At 72.3% G+C, this 15752-nt stretch carries 14 protein-coding genes; 7 read left to right on the forward strand and 7 right to left on the reverse strand.

Annotated features, from left to right (window positions below):
• Positions 1-48: 48 nt before the first annotated feature.
• The 3 genes from ANAE109_RS16400 to ygiD are packed head-to-tail and all read left to right on the forward strand — an operon-like array spanning position 49 to position 1911.
• The gene (locus ANAE109_RS16400) at positions 49-597 is read left to right on the forward strand and encodes a YceI family protein (RefSeq protein ID WP_012098005.1); all 549 of its coding nucleotides are present in this window, start codon (positions 49-51) and stop codon (positions 595-597) included.
• Positions 598-607: 10 nt separating this feature from the next.
• Complete coding sequence (locus tag ANAE109_RS16405) at positions 608-1087, forward strand: hemerythrin domain-containing protein (protein WP_041448433.1); 480 nt, start codon at positions 608-610, stop codon at positions 1085-1087.
• Complete coding sequence (ygiD, locus tag ANAE109_RS16410; RefSeq protein ID WP_012098007.1) at positions 1084-1911, forward strand: 4,5-DOPA dioxygenase extradiol; 828 nt, start codon at positions 1084-1086, stop codon at positions 1909-1911. Before ANAE109_RS16405 ends, ygiD begins: the two co-directional genes overlap by 4 nt.
• Before the next feature lie 49 nt (positions 1912-1960).
• On the opposite strand, the gene ANAE109_RS16415 is transcribed toward ygiD, so the two are convergent.
• From ANAE109_RS16415 to ANAE109_RS16435, 5 genes are all read right to left on the reverse strand, one after another.
• Positions 1961-3316 (reverse strand): alpha/beta fold hydrolase, encoded by a 1356-nt coding sequence (locus ANAE109_RS16415; protein WP_012098008.1) that lies wholly within the window; start codon positions 3314-3316, stop codon positions 1961-1963.
• Positions 3317-3482: 166 nt separating this feature from the next.
• The gene (locus ANAE109_RS16420; RefSeq protein ID WP_012098009.1) at positions 3483-4763 is read right to left on the reverse strand and encodes a PLP-dependent aspartate aminotransferase family protein; all 1281 of its coding nucleotides are present in this window, start codon (positions 4761-4763) and stop codon (positions 3483-3485) included.
• 193 nt (positions 4764-4956) lie between these two features.
• Positions 4957-6537, reverse strand: a complete 1581-nt coding sequence (locus ANAE109_RS16425) for a YeiH family protein (RefSeq protein WP_200860866.1) — start codon at positions 6535-6537, stop codon at positions 4957-4959.
• 341 nt (positions 6538-6878) lie between these two features.
• Positions 6879-8045 (reverse strand): HNH endonuclease, encoded by a 1167-nt coding sequence (locus tag ANAE109_RS16430; RefSeq protein ID WP_012098011.1) that lies wholly within the window; start codon positions 8043-8045, stop codon positions 6879-6881.
• A gap of 583 nt (positions 8046-8628) precedes the next feature.
• On the reverse strand, positions 8629-10260 hold the full coding sequence (locus ANAE109_RS16435) for a Na+/H+ antiporter (RefSeq protein ID WP_041448435.1): 1632 nt from the start codon (positions 10258-10260) through the stop codon (positions 8629-8631).
• Between the two features lie 293 nt (positions 10261-10553).
• On the opposite strand from ANAE109_RS16435, the gene ANAE109_RS16440 reads away from it, so the two are divergent.
• Positions 10554-11774 carry a hypothetical protein gene (locus ANAE109_RS16440; protein ID WP_012098014.1) on the forward strand — a complete coding sequence of 407 codons (1221 nt, stop codon included), beginning with the start codon at positions 10554-10556 and terminating at the stop codon, positions 11772-11774.
• 22 nt (positions 11775-11796) lie between these two features.
• Complete coding sequence (locus ANAE109_RS16445) at positions 11797-12459, forward strand: PQQ-binding-like beta-propeller repeat protein (protein WP_012098015.1); 663 nt, start codon at positions 11797-11799, stop codon at positions 12457-12459.
• 303 nt (positions 12460-12762) lie between these two features.
• Here the strand turns inward: ANAE109_RS16445 and ANAE109_RS16450 are convergent, their stop codons facing one another.
• Positions 12763-13875: a hypothetical protein gene (locus ANAE109_RS16450; RefSeq protein WP_012098016.1), complete on the reverse strand. Its 1113-nt coding sequence runs from the start codon at positions 13873-13875 to the stop codon at positions 12763-12765.
• Between the two features lie 193 nt (positions 13876-14068).
• On the opposite strand from ANAE109_RS16450, the gene ANAE109_RS16455 reads away from it, so the two are divergent.
• Positions 14069-14566 (forward strand): Crp/Fnr family transcriptional regulator, encoded by a 498-nt coding sequence (locus tag ANAE109_RS16455; RefSeq protein WP_012098017.1) that lies wholly within the window; start codon positions 14069-14071, stop codon positions 14564-14566.
• Positions 14567-14696: 130 nt separating this feature from the next.
• Here the strand turns inward: ANAE109_RS16455 and ANAE109_RS16460 are convergent, their stop codons facing one another.
• Positions 14697-15173: a hypothetical protein gene (locus ANAE109_RS16460; RefSeq protein ID WP_012098018.1), complete on the reverse strand. Its 477-nt coding sequence runs from the start codon at positions 15171-15173 to the stop codon at positions 14697-14699.
• 318 nt (positions 15174-15491) lie between these two features.
• Between ANAE109_RS16460 and ANAE109_RS16465 the strand changes: the two genes are divergently transcribed.
• The gene (locus ANAE109_RS16465) at positions 15492-15731 is read left to right on the forward strand and encodes an NAD(P)H-binding protein (RefSeq protein WP_083776935.1); all 240 of its coding nucleotides are present in this window, start codon (positions 15492-15494) and stop codon (positions 15729-15731) included.
• Positions 15732-15752: the final 21 nt, after the last annotated feature.

Here is a 15752-nt window from a genome sequence, read left to right on the forward strand (position 1 = left end):
TGACGAAGCGAACGAAACCCAAACCCCCTACGAGCAGAGGAGCAGGACATGGCGAACGAGAGCTGGCAGGTCGACGGCGCGCATTCGGCGGTGAACCTCACCGTCCGGCACATGGTGATCTCGAAGGTGCGCGGTCGGTTCACGAAGTGGGACGCGAAGCTCGCGCTCGACACCGCCGACCTCGCGCGGTCCTCCGTCGAGGTCGAGATCGACGCCTCGAGCATCGACACGGGCGTCGGCGACCGCGACGCGCACCTCCGCTCGCCCGACTTCCTCGACGCGCAGAAGTACCCGAAGCTCCACTACCGGAGCCGCCGCGTCGAGGCCGTCGCGAAGGATCGCCTGCGTGTCGTCGGTGATCTCACCATCCGTGACGTCACCCGCGAGGTCGTGCTCGACGTCGAGTACGGCGGCCAGGGGAAGGACCCGTGGGGCAACCAGCGCGTCGGCTTCACCGCGACGGCGTCGCTCAACCGCAAGGACTTCGGGCTCACCTGGAACCAGGCTCTCGAGACGGGCGGCGTCCTCGTCGCCGACCGGGTGGACGTCGAGATCGAGCTGCAGGCGATCCGGCAGTCCGCGACGCAGGTCGCCTAGGGGAGCGCCGGTGAACCTCTGCCCCGAGCTCCGGCGCCTCCAGGCCGAGCACGCCCGCTGGCTCGCGGCCCTGGGACCCGTGGAACACGAGGGCCGCGCCGCGCGGCTGCTCGCCCTGTGGGAGGAGGAGATCCTCCCCCACTGCCGGCGGGAGGAGGAGGTCCTGCTGCCCGAGCTGGCGAGCCGGATCGCGGAGGCGGACGCGGTGATCGTCTTCACGCTGGGCGATCACCTCGCGCTCCGGCGCCTCGCCCGGGAGCTCCGCGCCGCGGCTCCGACGGCGGTGAGGGAGCTCGTGGCGGCGCTCGAGGAGAAGCTCGCCGAGCACCTGGCCTTCGAGGAGCGAACGCTCTTCCCGGCCCTGCAGGAGGAGCTCGGCTGCGATCGCCTCGCCGCGCTCGGGGCCGAGCTCGCGAACCACGACGGCGGCCGGCGGGGTGCGAAAGAGCCATCGCCGGCGCGGCCGAGACGAAAGGAGCCTCCGCCATGACGCCCACGACCTCTACCTCTCCACGGTCCGCCTCCACGGCCCGGGCGGCGCCCATGCCCGTCGTGTTCGTCGGCCACGGCAGCCCGATGAACGCGATCGAGGACAACGTCTGGAGCCGCGGCTTCCGCGAGCTGGGCCGGGCGCTGCCCCGCCCGAAGGCGATCCTCGCCGTCTCCGCGCACTGGTACGTCGAGGGGACCTTCATCACGGGGGGCGAGCGGCCCGAGACGATCCACGACTTCTACGGCTTCCCTGACGAGCTCTCCCGCGTCCAGTATCCGGCGCCGGGCCACCCCGAGCTCGCGAGGCGCGCCGTCCAGCTCGTCGGCGAGCGCCGGGCCTCGCTCAGCACGGAGTGGGGGCTCGACCACGGGACCTGGAGCGTGCTCGTGCACCTGCGCCCTGGCGCGGACGTGCCCGTGGTCCAGCTCAGCATCGACGCCCGGCTCGCGCCGGCTGAGCACCTCGCCATCGGCCGGGCGCTCGCGCCGCTCCGCGAGGAGGGCGTCCTCGTGCTGGGCAGCGGCAACGTCGTGCACAACCTCCGGCACGCCTTCGGCGCGTGGCAGCGGGGCGAGACGCGGACGCCGGAGTGGGCCAGGGAGCTCGATGAGGGCATCGCCCGCGCGCTCGAGCACCACGACGCGGACCACCTCGTCCGCGCGCTCGCGACCGAGGCCGGCCAGCGCTCCCACCCCACGCCCGAGCACTACCTGCCGCTCCTCTACGTCGCCGGGGCGAGCACCAGCGCCGACCCGGTCCGCTTCCCGATGGAGGGTTTCGACATGGCGTCGCTCTCGATGCGCTCGGTGGTCCTCGGATGAGCGACGGCTTTCCCCGACGGTGGGCGGCCGCGCGCGAGCGCGCACGTCGTCAGCGAGCCGCCAGGTGCCGCAAGCCCGCCGCGATCGCGGGGGCGATGCTCGCCGGGTCGTCGTAGAAGTGGAACTGGGACGCGGCGTCCGTCCACACGAGCTCCTTCGGACCCTGGAGCCCGGCGTAGAAGCGCCTCGCTCCGTCGGGGATGGCGGCCTTGTCGCCGTGCACGAGCAGCGTCGGCACCTTCACGTTCGGAGCGAGCGCGACGGCGTCGAGCTCCAGCCACTCGGGCCATGACTGGACCGCGAACCGGTTCGTCCACTCGGGGATCGCTCCGCGAGCCGGGTTCAGATAGTAGTCGAGGGCGTCCCCCTCCCAGTACATGGCGGCCGCCGGGTCGGTGTTGCTCGCGGCCGGCACGTACTCCGGCTCGCCCCCGCCGTCGTACCGCTCCTTCGCGGCGCGGCCCTTCGAGCTCCGCTCGCGAACGCCCCGCTCGCCGCCGTACATCGCCTCGACGAGCGGCCTGTCGTGCAGCCACGGCGCGACGAGCACCAGGGCGCGGACGCGCGGGTCCGCCGTCGCGACCTGCGCGGCGTAGCCCGAGCTGGCGCAGATACCCCACAGCGCCAGGCGCGCCGGATCCACGGCGGGGTGCTTCTCTAGGAAGGAGATCGCGCTCTGGAGGTCCTGTACCTTCCGCGCCGGCGACTCGTACTGACGCGGCTCCCCGCCGCTCTCCCCGAAGCCCCGGAAGTCGAACACGAGCGCGACGAGCCCCTCCGCGGCGAGGCGCCGGGCGTACTCCGCGGACATCTGCTCCTTGACGGTGATCCAGGAGCCCGTCACGACGACGGCGGACGCCCGCCCCCCGGCCGGAAGCCGCTCCGGCACGTAGAGCGTGCCGACGAGCGGCGTGCCGTGGCTCTCGAACCGGACGTGCTCCAGCCGTACGCCGGCCGGCGGCGCCCGCACCGACCGCTCCGCCTGCTCCTTCGCTCGCTCGGGGAGCGTCGCGTCTCCCGAGGAGGCGCCCGGCACCATGCGCATCACCGCCACGCGCCAGCCCCTCGGCGTCCTCACCACCTCGTGCTCGTACCGGCCCTCGAGGATCCACGCGTCCGGCGCGAGGCGATGCGTCGCGGAGAACCCGCTCCGCACCGTGGCGCGGTCGCCGTCCTGCTGGACGACGACGTCGCGCAACACGTGCTCGGTCGAGTCGAAGGCCGACAGCAGCGGCCGCCATCGCGACACGATCTGGCCCGGCGTGAGGCGCTCGGGTGACCCGTAGTCGAGGACGACGTCGTCCACGAAGCGCGTGATGAGCGACTCCCAGCGGCGGCGGTCCGCGTCGGAAAGGACGCCGCGCAGTACCTGCTCGATTCGCTGCGCCTCGGGCGGCGAGGTCATGGAGGGGATGCTAAGCGGCGCCGCGCCTGGTGCACCTGAACGTCTCGACCATGGGCTGGCCGCGCTCGCCCACCCGGCCCGTGCATCCCTCCTCGGGCGTACGGCCCGCGGACGGGACGTGAGCCCCCTGCCCCGCCGTCTCCTCGTTCCCCGCCTCGGCGACCGATCAGGCCGGGAGCGTGCGCAGGGCAGCGTCCAGATCGGCGATCAGATCCGCGGGCTCCTCGATCCCGACGGAGAGCCGGATCACGCCGTCGGTGATGCCGGCGCGCTGGCGGGCCTCGGGCGTCATGGACGCGTGCGTCATCGAGGCGGGGTGCGCGACCAGGCTCTCCACGCCGCCCAGGCTCTCCGCGAGCGTGAACCAGCGCAGGGTCCTCAGCACGTGGTCGACTCGCTCGCGCCGCCCGTCGGCCAGCTCGAAGCTCACCATGCCGCCGAAGCCGGTCTGCTGCCGCCGCGCGAGCGCGTGCTGCGGGTGGCTCGCGAGCCCCGGGTAGTGCACCTTCGCGACCGCCGGGTGCGCGGCGAGGAAGTCGGCGACGGCGCGGGCCCCGGCCTCGTGCGCGCGCATGCGGAGCAGCAGCGTCTTGAGGCCGCGCAGCACGAGGAAGCAATCGTGCGGGCTCTGCGAGGTGCCGAGCAGGTTGTTGACGCTCTGGATGCGCTGGACCAGCGCGCTCCTGCCGGGCGCGGCCACGACCGCGCCGCCCACCACGTCGCTGTGTCCGTTCAGGTACTTCGTGGTGGAGTGGACCACGAGCTCGGCGCCGTGCCGGAACGGCTGCTGGGACGCCGGGGAGAGGAACGTGTTGTCGACGACGGTGAGCGCGTCGTGGCGTCGCGCGAGCGCGGCGACCGCGGCGACGTCGGTCAGGCGCAGGAGCGGGTTCGAGGGCGTCTCGATCCAGACCATGCGCGTGTTCGGCCGGAAGGCCGCGGCGACCGAGTCGAGATCGGCGAGGTCGAGGTAGGTGACCTCGAGGCCGTAGGCGGCCTTCGCGTGCTCCAGCGCGCGGAAGGTGCCTCCGTAGCAGTCCACGGTGCAGAGGAGGTGGCTTCCGTGGGGGAGGAGGTTCAGCGCGACGATCACCGCGCTCATGCCGGTGCTGGTACAGGTGGCGCCCGAGCCGCCCTCGAGGATCGTGAGCGCCTCCTCGAGCGCCGCGCGCGTCGGGTTGCCGCTGCGCGTGTAGTCGTAGCCGGCGTTCGTGCACACGTCGCGGAACGCGAAGGTCGACGATTGATAGATCGGCGGCATCACCGCGCCGTAGGTGGGATCGGGCTGCACGCCGGCGTGGACGCACTGCGTGCCGGGGTGGGCGCCGGGCACGAGCGCCGCGCGATCCGCCCAGCCCGCCCTCGCGGGCGACCCCGGCGGCACGATGGTGAAGTGGTACGCGGGGTTCCCGGGGATGTTCGGGTCCAGATGAGCTTCGTCGGACATGCAACCTCCCCGCGGCGCTGCGGTCGTGCAGCGCGTACGCGATCGCTAGATGTATCTGGGCCACGGTCGTGCGGCAGACGCCGCATCCGCTATACCGGACGTGCGTCCTGGATGCAAGACGGGGTGGCGTCCTGGCCGAGCAGGCCGATCGTCAGCTCGTGCGGGGGCCCCCACCGAGCCGCGGCGGCCTAGGTCAGTTGAACACAGGGCCGGAGAAGATCACCCCACCGAAGATCAGGTACGCCAGCGCGAGGGTCCACACGACGTTGAACGCCTGCGCGAGGACGAAGGCTGCCGCCGGCCGGCCGCCCTGCATCGAGACGAGGTTCGACAGGCGCGTCTCGAGTCCGATGCAGACGAAGGCGAGCGCGAACAGCGCGGTGCGCAGCGACCCCAGGGTCGCCTTGGTCGCCTCGACCGTCGCCGCGTCGAGGGCGAACGAGAATACGAGCGACGCGACGAGGAACCCGAGGACGAACTTCGGAAAGCGATCCCAGATGACGCGTCCGCTCGTCCGCTCTCCGGAGGCCTTCCCGCGGCGCAGGGCCCACCACACCGACAGCGCGAACGCGGCGACGCCGAGCAGCACGTTCTGCGAGAACTTCACGATGACGCCGGTCTTCATCGCGCTCTCGCCGATGAGCGCCCCCGCGGCCACGACCGACCCGCTCGTGTCGAGCGTCCCGCCGAGCCACGCGCCCCCGACGATCTCGGGGATCCCGAGCGTCCGCACGGCCCACGGCATCAGCACCATCATGGGGACGGCGACGAGGAGCACGAGCGACGTGACGTAGGAGAGCTTCTTCTTGTCGCCCTGGATCGCACCGCAGGCGGCGATCGCGGCGGACACACCGCAGATCGACACGGCCGTCGAGAGCATCACCGCGAACTCGTCGTCCACGCGGAGCTTCCGCGCGACCCAGAAGCAGGCGTACCAGACGACCGACACGACCAGCACCGCCTGGAGGATTCCGAGCGCTCCCGCCTGCAGGATCTCGGTGAACAGGATGCTCGTGCCGAGGACCACGAGGCCGGCCTTGATGAAGTATTCCGTCCGGACCGCCTCGCGAAGCCAGGCCGGCACCCCGGTCACGTTGCCGATGAACAGGCCGATCGACAGGGCGAAGATGACGTACTCGAGCCCCCAGTAGCTCACGGTCGAGTTCCCGGCGAGCACGAGGGCGAGCGAGGCGAGCGCGTAGACGGCCGTGAACCCGAGCGCGTACCGGCGGACGCTTCCGCCGAGCAGCGCGACCCCGATCGCGGAGAGGAGCAGGAGCCCGAGGCCGACGACCGCCGTCGCCTTCAGGTTCTCGGCCGAGAAGACGCCGCTCACGTAGGCGCTCGCGTCCGAGAGGCCCTTCGCGACGGCCGCCGCCTTCTTCTTCAGACCCGGGTCCTTCGTCCCCCTCGCGACGTCGCCCAGCGCCTTCGCGGCCCCGCCGATCCTGGCGCGGTCTCCGGACCGCAGCGCGCCCTGGAGCGCCGCCGTCGCGGTCGCGACGTCCTGCGCGCCCTTCGCCGACGCGTCCGCGAGGAGCGCCTCGACGGCGGGCCGCTGTTCCGCTGCCTTGCTCGCGATCGCGGCATCCGTGGCCCACTTGAACCTGGGCGCCTCCGGGCGGACCCCGGCGAGCACGAGCCCGACCACGATCAGGCCGAGGAACGCCGCGAGCCAGTCCTCGTTCCTGAGGAAGCTGAGGCGCGCCGGCCGGACCGGGGCCTGACCGCGCGCCGGCGGGGCGAGGAGGTCGTTCGCAGCGGCGGGAGCCACGGTGCCGGCGACTTCGATTCGCCGCGCAGGATGGGAGGGGGCCATGGCGGCGGAGCATCCGCTATGACGGATGGCTCTGTCAAGCAGACCGTCCGCCATAGCGGATGGCGCTGAGCGCGGCTTCGCCACGGCGGGACGACCCAGACCCCGTCATTCGTCACATCGGCTCGCGCTGGACTCGGGACGAGGTGCCGACCGCGCGCCCGCGGTGGGCACGCACGAGGGAGCAGTACGAGCGAGGGAAAGCGGCCTACGAGGGCCGGAGGGGCGACGTCGCCGCGCGTCCGCCGCGTCGCCGGAAGGCGCTGCGGTCGGCTTTGCTCCCGTTCCGCCGACCGCGGTCACGTTGCCCACAAGCCCTGCTGAATGGCAGCTGGCGCGGCGCCGGCATGCCCCGTCCGCTCGGAGGCGCTCTCACGCCGGAAGCGGTCCATGTGCTCGCGCCCGTAGGTCTGTTCGGCGTGCAACAGGTTATGGGGCTTGCAGGCGACCCGGAGATTGTCGAGCGTCGAGAGACCCCCCAGGGCCTGCGGCTGGATGTGGTCGAGCTCCAGCTGCCAGCGGCTGTTGCAGCGCCGCCCGTCCGGAGCGACCCAAGCGCAGCGTCCGCCGTCGCGCTTCCAGACCTCGCGCCGCACTGCCGCCGGGATCGTGCTCGTGGGCGCGGCGGACTCGGCAGAGGGCCGTGGGTCCCCGTCCGCTTTCCGCTGCCGCTCCGGCGCGATCGCGCCCTTGCGCTTGCCGTGCTTCTCGACGGCGCAGCGGATGGCCTCGCGGAGCACCGCCGCGAGGTCGCCGTCCGGGATCTTGTGCGAGAGCAGCGCGGCGAGCGTCTCGAGGTCCTCCTTGCAGGACGCGTCGATGGTGACCCGCAGCGACCAGTCGCTCTCGCTCACCGCGCGGGTCTCCGCCCGCGCCTTCTGGCGAGGAACGTCGGGCAGCGCGGAGACCGTGGGCGGCAGCGACCCACCAGCCGCCGCCGGCGCGGGGATCGCCTCCTGCGGCTCGGCAGGTCCGGCATGGACTGTCGCCAGCGGCAGCGCCGGGGCGCTCGCGGCTGAGGCGCGGTCGGGCAGCTTGCGCAGGCCCGCCCGCTGAGCGGTGCGCGCCTGGAGCGAGGCGACGAGGTGATCCACCTCCGCCTTGGTGCGGTACGCGGCCCGGGCGACGAGGTCGGGCAGGTTCTCCTCGGTCAGCACCTGGCCGAGCAGCTGGACGGTGGACAAGCAAAGGCGGCCATTGCGCAGGGCGTCCTCGAGGCTGGGGAACCGGCGCAGCACCCGCATCGCCTGGATTCGTCGCCCGGCCGCGCCCTCGCGCAGGTGGAGCACCTCCAGGCAATACGCCCAGAGCGAGGGATAGCCGGCCTCCACGTAGGCGCGGCGGCGATCGAACTCCTCGAGGTGGAGGAGGAACTCGACCTGGACGTCGCGCTCCTCGCCGGCGAGCTCGCGCAGGCGCTGGGCGAGCAGGGTCGAGTCGAGGGCGGAAGGGGCGATCGCGGGCATGGTGCACCTCCTGTGCACCCTTCGTAACACGCGATTTCCGCACCTCCCGAGACGCACCAGGATCGCGCCTGCGCCGCTTTCCGGGCCCGCCCCTTCGCCGTCCACGCGGCGCGCCCGACGCGCACGGCGCGCCCTGCCTGCGCTCGCGAGGAGCGTGCTCTCGACGTGCCGAGGACGTCGAAGCGCGTTTCGCCTCGAACCTCGTCAAGAGGGCAACGTTCACCCACCGCAACTGGGACTCGCGTGGCTCGGCAAGCGCTGTCGCTGGAGATGGCAGGGACTCTAAGTGAATGACGCTAGACAGTTGCGCGACCTCGGACCTGCTCCGCCCGCTCCCCCAGCGCTCGCGTCGACGGCGACGAAGACCCGCCCGAGTGACGCGCGAGGCGCGCCCGGAACCGAGCGCTTCTCCCCTCGATGCCCGAGCCCCTCCGTCGACCGGCGGCACACGACCACCCCGCGCGCGTGCTGTCCCCGTGGATGTGATGAATGAAAGCGACCCCGACCCCGACCCCGACCTCGACGGGCGGGACTCCGGCGTCGAGCGCCAGCAGGGGCGTTCATCCGATGAGAGGAGAAGACGCTAGCCGTGCGGGGGCTCGTCGCCGCGACCGAGCTGCTGGAGATCCAGCTCCTCCCAGTCGAGCTCCTGCTCGATGCGCTGGAAGGCCGCGTCGCCGATGGTTCCGTCCGCCCGCAGCGCGAGGAGCCGCTGCCGCTCGGCCGAGGTCGCCGCGCGCGCGATGGTCGCGTCGCCGTCGAACGCGCGACCGTCACCCGGATCCGCCCCGCTCTGCGCGGCCGCGGCGCCGGCCAGCGCTGCTTCGGCGCGCCGGAGGAGCACCTCGTAGCGGCGTCGCAGCAGCTCCGCCATGTCGTCTCCGGGCACCTCGGCCGTGGCCGAGAGCCCGGCGCGCAAGGTCTCGACGCGGGCGAGTCTCACCTCGCGCTCCACCGAGCCGTCGTCCCTGAGCTGAAGCACGTTCATCAGCGGGCGCAGCGTCACGCCTTGAACGACGAGCGTCCCGAGCACGACGGAGAAGGCGGTGAAGAGGATCAGGTCGCGGTACGGGAATGCGGGCCCGCCGCCCCCGCCCGCCGGAAGGGCGAGCGCGGTCGCGAGGGTCACGATGCCCCGCATGCCGCACCACCCGACGACGGCCGCGGCCCGCTTCGAGAGGCCCACGGCGTCGCGCCGCCCCTCCCCGCCTTCCCGCGCGGGACGCCACAGCCAGCGGCTGAACGCCGCGGCGCCGGACACCCACGCGATACGCGAGAGGATCGTCGCGAGGCACACCGCCAGCGCGATGCCGCCGTAGCCGATCAGCGTGGGCGTGTCGATCCGGCCGAGGATCGCCTTCAGCTGGAACCCGACGAGGATGAACGCCAGCACGTTCAGCACGAACACGGCGAACTCCCACACCGCGTACGACGGGATCCGCACGCGTGCCGGGATGACGTCCGCGGCGCGCCGGGCGCTCGCCATCGCGAAGACCACGACGGTGAGGATCCCCGAGAGATGGAGCCGCTCCGCGAGGATCCAGACCGCGAACGTCCCGCAGAACTGGACGACCACCGCGATGGCCACGTCGTGGATCCGGGCCGTGAGCTGCATCACCACGCGCGACAGCACGAACCCGAGGACCACGCTGCCGGCGGTGACGACGAGGAGCAGCGGGGCCACGCTCGCCGGCGACAGCGCGCCCGCGAGCGTCACGCCGACGGCGAGGCGGTAGGTCAGCAGCGCGCTCGCGTCGTTGAAGAGGCTCTCGCCCTCGAGGATCACGAGGAGCCGATGCGGCGGACGGAGCTGCCTCAGCACGGCGGTCGCGGCCGCCGCGTCGGGCGGAGCGACGATGGCGCCGAGCGCGACGGCGACCGCCCAGGGCATGTCGGGCACGAGCAGGCGGACCACGACCGCCACGACGACGACGGTCAGCGCGACCGCCCCGACGGCGAGGCCGGCGACCGTCCGCCAGTTCGCTCGGAGGTCGCGCGGCGACGCGTCGAACGCGGCGTCCAGCAGCACCGGGGCGACGAAGAGCGTGAGCGCGAGCTCGGGATCCAGCACGAGCGTCGGCGTTCCGGGGACGAGGGCCAGGCAGGCACCGGCGAGCGCCACCATCGCCGGGTAGGGAGTCCCGAGGCGGCGGGACAGCGCGGTGAGGCCCGCGCCCGCGAGCAACAACGCGATGACGACCTCGAACACGTACATGCGGCGTAGAGCGTTGCGGCCCCGCGGCGCAGCCGCCATTCGCACTCCGCGCCCGCGAGGGGCGGTCGTCAGGATCGGGCGGCCGAGGCCGGGAGCCGCGGGCCCGACCGCCCGTGCTCGGCCGGCGGGATCGTGAAGGAATCCTGAAGAGCCCATCCCCTTCCCGCCCGTTCCGCCTTTCGTCGCGGCGGGGCGCCTCCCCGGCCTCGGCAGGGCCGACCCTGCGCAGGAGGACTCGTGAGGGCCGACGAGTGGAGCGGGAGTAGCAACGGCGACGCCGTTATGACGGCACCATGGACTGCGCGATCTCCGCCGCCGGGCGCGCGCTGGGCGCCGGAGATCCGCTCCTCGCCCTCAAGCGCGTCGCCCTGCGGGACGACCCGGCGGCCCTCGCGCTGCGCGGGATCGCGATGGCCCAGCTCGGGGACCTGCCGCGCGCGCGGGAGCTGCTGAGACGCGCGGCGCAGAGGTTCGGGCGGCACGAGACGCTCGCGCGGGCGCGCTGCCTCACGGCGGAGGCGGAGGTGGCGCTGGCGTCGCGCGATCTCGCCTGGCCACCGCGGGCGCTGACCGAGGCGCTCCGCACGTTCGCCGCCCGCGGGGATCGGGAGAACGCCGCCCACGCCAGACTGCTGCAGATCCGGCGCCTCCTGCTGCTCGGCCGGGTGGACGAGGCGGACGCCGCGCGCGCGACGCTCGACCTCGGCGCCGCACCCGCGCGGCTCGCGGCCATCGCCGCCCTGGTCGGCTTCGAGATCGCGCTGCGCCGCGGGCGAGCCGAGCAGGCGCGCGAGGCCCTCCGCCGCGCCCGGGACGCCGCGGCGCGGTCGGGCATCGGGGCGCTGCGCGCGGAGGTCGAGCAGGCGGGACGCACCCTCGCGCTGCCCGCTGCGCGCCTCCTCGCCGCGGGCGAGGCGCGGTCCCTGACCCTGGCCGAGGTCGAGGCGGTGCTCGCCTCACCGGACCTGGTGGTCGACGGATGCCGGCGGCTGGCACGCCGGGAAGCCCGGGTCGTGCGGCTCTCTCGGCGGCCGGCGCTGTTCGCGCTGCTCCAGGGGCTCGCGGAGGCGTGGCCCGGGGAGGCGAGGCGCGATGCCCTCATCGAGCGCGCGTTCGGCGCGCGCCGGACGAACCCGTCTCACCGGGCGCGTCTGCGGGTCGGGATGGGACGCCTCCGCCGCGAGCTTCGTCCGCTCGCCGGGATCCATGCCACCGGCGGCGGCTTCACCCTGATGCCACGCGAGGCGGGCACGGTTCGGCTGCTGGCACCGCCGATCGAGAGCTCCGACGCCGCCGTGCTGGCGCTGCTGGCCGACGGCGAGGCCTGGTCGACCTCGGCGCTGGCGCTGGCCCTGGGGTCCAGCCAGCGAACGGCGCAGCGGTCCCTGGTCGCCCTCGTGGAGGCCGGTCAGGTCCGCGCGCTGGGTCGCGGCCGCGCCCAGCGCTGGCTCTCCGCGCCAGTGGCCGGATTCGCGACGACCTTGTTGCTCCCCGCGTCCGACGGACTCGGTTAGGGAAGGAGAGCGGGGCGAGGCGATGGGCAAAGAGAGCGACACGGAACGGCGGGCCGAGATCGTGCGCGAGTACGGGCCCTTCCCCGGCGCACCTCGAGTGAACGGCGTCAGCTTCGACGGCAGCCTGGTCTGGGTCGCCGGCGGCGAGAAGCTGCAGGCCTTCGAGCCGGCGAGCGGCGAGAGCGTGCGCGCCCTGGACGTGGCCTGTGATGCCGGGACGGCCTTCGACGGCCGGCACCTCTTCCAGATCGCGGAGGGCCGTATCCAGAAGATCGATCCGGCGACCGGCGAGGTCCTGTCGACGATCCCCGCCCCCGGCGGTGGGCGCGACTCGGGGCTGGCCTGGGCCGAGGGTACGCTGTGGGTCGGGCAATACCTCGACCGGAAGATCCACCAGATCGATCCCGACACCGGCGCCGTCCTGCGCACGATCGAGTCGAGCCGCTTCGTCACCGGCGTCACCTGGGTGGCCGGTGAGCTCTGGCACGGGACCTGGGAGGGGGACGACGCCGAGATCCGCCAGGTCGACCCCGAGACCGGCGAGGTGCTGACCCGCCTGACGATGCCAGCGGGCACGCAGGTGAGCGGGCTGGAGTCGGACCAGGGGGACCTCTTCTACGCCGGCGGCGGCGGGAGCGGCCGCGTCCGCGCCGTGCGGAAGCCACGCCGCCGGCCAGGGCGCTAAGGCGGAGACCACTTGGCCTGATTCGCCACTGCGGCGCGCGCTGGCTGGCTGCGCCGGGCAGACTCGGCCCTGCGCTGCTCGACGTGCCTTTCAGGCACGCCTCCGCTGCTCGGCCCTCGTGTGCCCGGCTCGCCGACGCCATCGTGCGCCTCGCTACGCGACTCAGACCAAGCGGGCTCCGCTTTAGCCGCAGCGATGGCCTCGCGACGTGGTGGCGAGGAGCTGCGTTCGAGCGGCGCAGCGCACTTCAGCGCTCCGGGAAGGCCGGACGCGTCGGTCGCGTCGCGGCCCCCGGGCCAGGCCTCACTCCGTCACGACGGTCCCGGCCACGACCCCGGCGTTCGCGTCGCCGGCGCGGAAGCGGAACTTCACGCGCGCGACGCCGCCGTTCAGCTCGACCTGGTGCTCGTACTGGTACTCGCCGGGCGGCAGCGGCATCGTGACGCCGTCCCGGCGGGCGGTGGTGAACTCGCGCGCGATCTCCTGGAACAGGTACGCCACCTGGTCGCTGTTGGGGTTCGACACGAACCGGCCGTGCCCCGTCTCGGCGATCGCCGACAGCTCGGACGCCTTGATCGTGTTCCCGAGGCCGATGACGTGGACCTGGAGCTGGGGAAACGCGCGGAGCTTCTCGAGCAGTCCGTCGAGCGTCATGGGCGCCGTTCCGGCGCAGGAGAAGGTGCCGCCCGCCGCGGAAAGGCTGAACGCCGCCGCGGCGGAGTTGTCGAACCAGCTGTAATTGTCCCAGCCGTCGGTGAAGACCACCATCGCGAACTGGTCGGACGGACCCGGCGCCACGATCGCGTCGTACTGCTGCTTCATCCGGTCGACCATCCGCGCCGTCGCCGCGAAGAGCTTCGTCGCGTCCCCCGGAATGGGCGTGGGGATGTCGAGGACCGCCGCGTCCGGCAGGGCGGGCGACCCGTCGCAGACGTACTCGTCCTGGAACCAGTCGAGCAGCGCAGAGAACGTCCCGGTGTTCCAGGCCGTGAACTGATTGCGGATGGACACCTGCGTGTCGAGCGCCGCCTGCTTCATCGGCTCGAACGCCGGGGGCTGCCACTGCGTCATCGAATAGCTGGCGTCGAGCACCATCCCGACGCGCAGGTTCGCCGACAGCTTCGTGTCCCGGAAGTCGGGGACCGACTCGATGTCGACCTCCTGCCCGTTGACGAGCCTCCGAATCTGCGCCGTCGCAGGATCGACGGGTTTCCCGCCCGGGTCGCGCACGAGGAAGTCGAGCGCGACGGTGGTCTTCCCGGTCGTGGGCTGGAAGATCGCGACCGGCGCGCCCTGCAGCTCGACGTGCGGCCGCCGCGGCGGCCCCTGCAGAAAATCGCTCCCGCCGCACGCGGCGACCGAAACGGCGAGCGCGAACACCGTCCAGGAGGAAGGCTTATGCGGTTCGAGCGTCATTCTCGTGCCGTACCATGATCACGGGACGACGCAAGAAAACGATCCGAGGACCACGAAGCCCCGCCAGCGGCGGGCCGCGTGATCGTCTGCTCCCCTCCACAGGGGTTCGATGGAATCGACTCCTGCTGGCCAGCCCATCGAAGCACCTCGCCCTGCGCGCGTCGCGCTTAGTCCAGTGCCGACGAGGACGGTCATGGACGATCGCCGCATCGAGCTGCTCCAGCGCACGCCCATCTTCGGCGCGATCCAGGCACCGACGCTGGAGGTGCTTCTGCGGGGTACCGTGAACGTGGAGGTCGCGGGCGGTGCCCTCTTCTTCCGCGAAGGCGAGGCGGCCAACGCGATGTTCGTCCTGGAGTCGGGCCGGGTGTCGGTGGTGAAGCGCCGGGGAGGAGTCGACCACCACCTCCGCGTCCTGAGCGCCGGCGACTGCTTCGGCGAGATGGCTCTCATCGACATGTCCCCGCGCAGCGCGTCGGTGATCGCGCTCGAGGACTGCTCGGCCATCCGCCTGACGAACGCGGACCTCTATCGTGTGTACCAGTCCGACCTGGAGCAGTTCGCGCTCATCCAGATGAACCTCGCGAGGGAGCTCAGCCGGCGCCTACGCATCGCCAACGAGCGCCTGTTCGGCATCGAGGTGGAGCCCGAAAGCCGCGGTGATCCCGCGTCGAGCTTCACGGACATCTGAGCACGTCCTCGGCTGCACCTCGCGCGCGTGAACGAGGGCGTCGCCGAGTCGACGACGCCCTTCGGGATCTTCGCCCGCCGGGTGACGCCGCGTGGCGGTTACCCGGCGGCGACAGCTCAGGCCTCGGCCGTCACAGGACACACATGAACGTGAAGTCCCGGTTGGCGAGGGCGAAGCTTCCCGTCGTGGGGTTGTAGGACCAGCACGCGATCGCGACGCCAGCGGCGCTGAGGGTCGTGTTGATCGTGTCGCAATACTCCACGGCATTCACTGCGGGATTGATGATGTCGGCAACACAGTCGGGAGCGCTGCTCAGGGGCAAGCTGAACGTGATGACGTACTGCCCGGGCTGGGGGCTCGTGTACGTGAAGCCGCGCGCCCCGTTGGTGTAGGCGTTGTTCCCGATCACGGAGCCGTGAATCACCTCGGGGACGTTCAGCTGGATCGGGTCCTCGTTGGGCCGGCACTCTGCACCGGGGCTGATGGCGCGCAGGTCTCCGGTCGCCTTGTTGGCGCACTGATAGTACGTGGTGAAGCCCAGGGCGCGGCCGGGCATGAGCATCGCCGCCAACCCCAGCATGGACGCTACGCAGATCTTCCTCGTCATCTTCCGTCCCTCTCGTTCCGTCGAAACGAACCGCCGACTGCTTCCTTGGAGCCGTCCGTCTCTGCTGCTGCGCCCGCGCGTCGCCCGTCCTGACCTTCATCGGACCGGCTCTGGAAGCAGCTTCGGGATGGGCGACCGGCGGAGCCGCGAACATGGAGCGGTGCTGGTCGATCGGGCACGTCCCAGTCGAACCCGCCCGTTCCACGTACTCCGAAGGCGCGCGACCTCGCGGCCGTGGATCGTGAAGGTTTCCTGCACGGGCCATCCACGATCGACCCCTTTCGAGATCGCCGCCGCGCACGTAGGTTCCCGTCGACGATGACGAACCTCCTCATCCTCGGCGCCACCGGCGTCATCGAAGCCTCGGACCTCGATCACACGATCCTGCGCCCGGGCTGGTTCACGCGGGACGACGAGGTCTCGTACCAGATCACGCAGAAGGGCCAGCCGTTCCTGGGCCACGACGTGTCCCTGAACGGCCTCTCGGCCCTGATCGTGAAGCTGGCGCTCACGCCGCGGATGGAGAGCCGCCACAGCATCGGCGTGAGCCAGGGCTGAACGAAGCACGTGAAGGAGGAC

Origin of the sequence: Anaeromyxobacter sp. Fw109-5 (assembly GCF_000017505.1) — a bacterium.
In the GTDB taxonomy this organism is placed as follows: domain Bacteria; phylum Myxococcota; class Myxococcia; order Myxococcales; family Anaeromyxobacteraceae; genus Anaeromyxobacter.

Bases quoted from the DNA above. Each gene is read 5' to 3' on its own strand.
- ANAE109_RS16400 (WP_012098005.1), top strand. From the start codon at position 49: ATGGCGAACGAGAGCTGGCAGGTCGACGGCGCGCATTCGGCGGTGAAC.
- ygiD (WP_012098007.1), top strand. From the start codon at position 1,084: ATGACGCCCACGACCTCTACCTCTCCACGGTCCGCCTCCACGGCCCGG.
- ANAE109_RS16415 (WP_012098008.1), bottom strand. From the start codon at position 3,316: ATGACCTCGCCGCCCGAGGCGCAGCGAATCGAGCAGGTACTGCGCGGC.
- ANAE109_RS16420 (WP_012098009.1), bottom strand. From the start codon at position 4,763: ATGTCCGACGAAGCTCATCTGGACCCGAACATCCCCGGGAACCCCGCG.
- ANAE109_RS16430 (WP_012098011.1), bottom strand. From the start codon at position 8,045: ATGCCCGCGATCGCCCCTTCCGCCCTCGACTCGACCCTGCTCGCCCAG.
- ANAE109_RS16435 (WP_041448435.1), bottom strand. From the start codon at position 10,260: ATGTACGTGTTCGAGGTCGTCATCGCGTTGTTGCTCGCGGGCGCGGGC.
- ANAE109_RS16440 (WP_012098014.1), top strand. From the start codon at position 10,554: ATGGACTGCGCGATCTCCGCCGCCGGGCGCGCGCTGGGCGCCGGAGAT.
- ANAE109_RS16445 (WP_012098015.1), top strand. From the start codon at position 11,797: ATGGGCAAAGAGAGCGACACGGAACGGCGGGCCGAGATCGTGCGCGAG.
- ANAE109_RS16450 (WP_012098016.1), bottom strand. From the start codon at position 13,875: ATGACGCTCGAACCGCATAAGCCTTCCTCCTGGACGGTGTTCGCGCTC.
- ANAE109_RS16455 (WP_012098017.1), top strand. From the start codon at position 14,069: ATGGACGATCGCCGCATCGAGCTGCTCCAGCGCACGCCCATCTTCGGC.
- ANAE109_RS16460 (WP_012098018.1), bottom strand. From the start codon at position 15,173: ATGACGAGGAAGATCTGCGTAGCGTCCATGCTGGGGTTGGCGGCGATG.
- ANAE109_RS16465 (WP_083776935.1), top strand. From the start codon at position 15,492: ATGACGAACCTCCTCATCCTCGGCGCCACCGGCGTCATCGAAGCCTCG.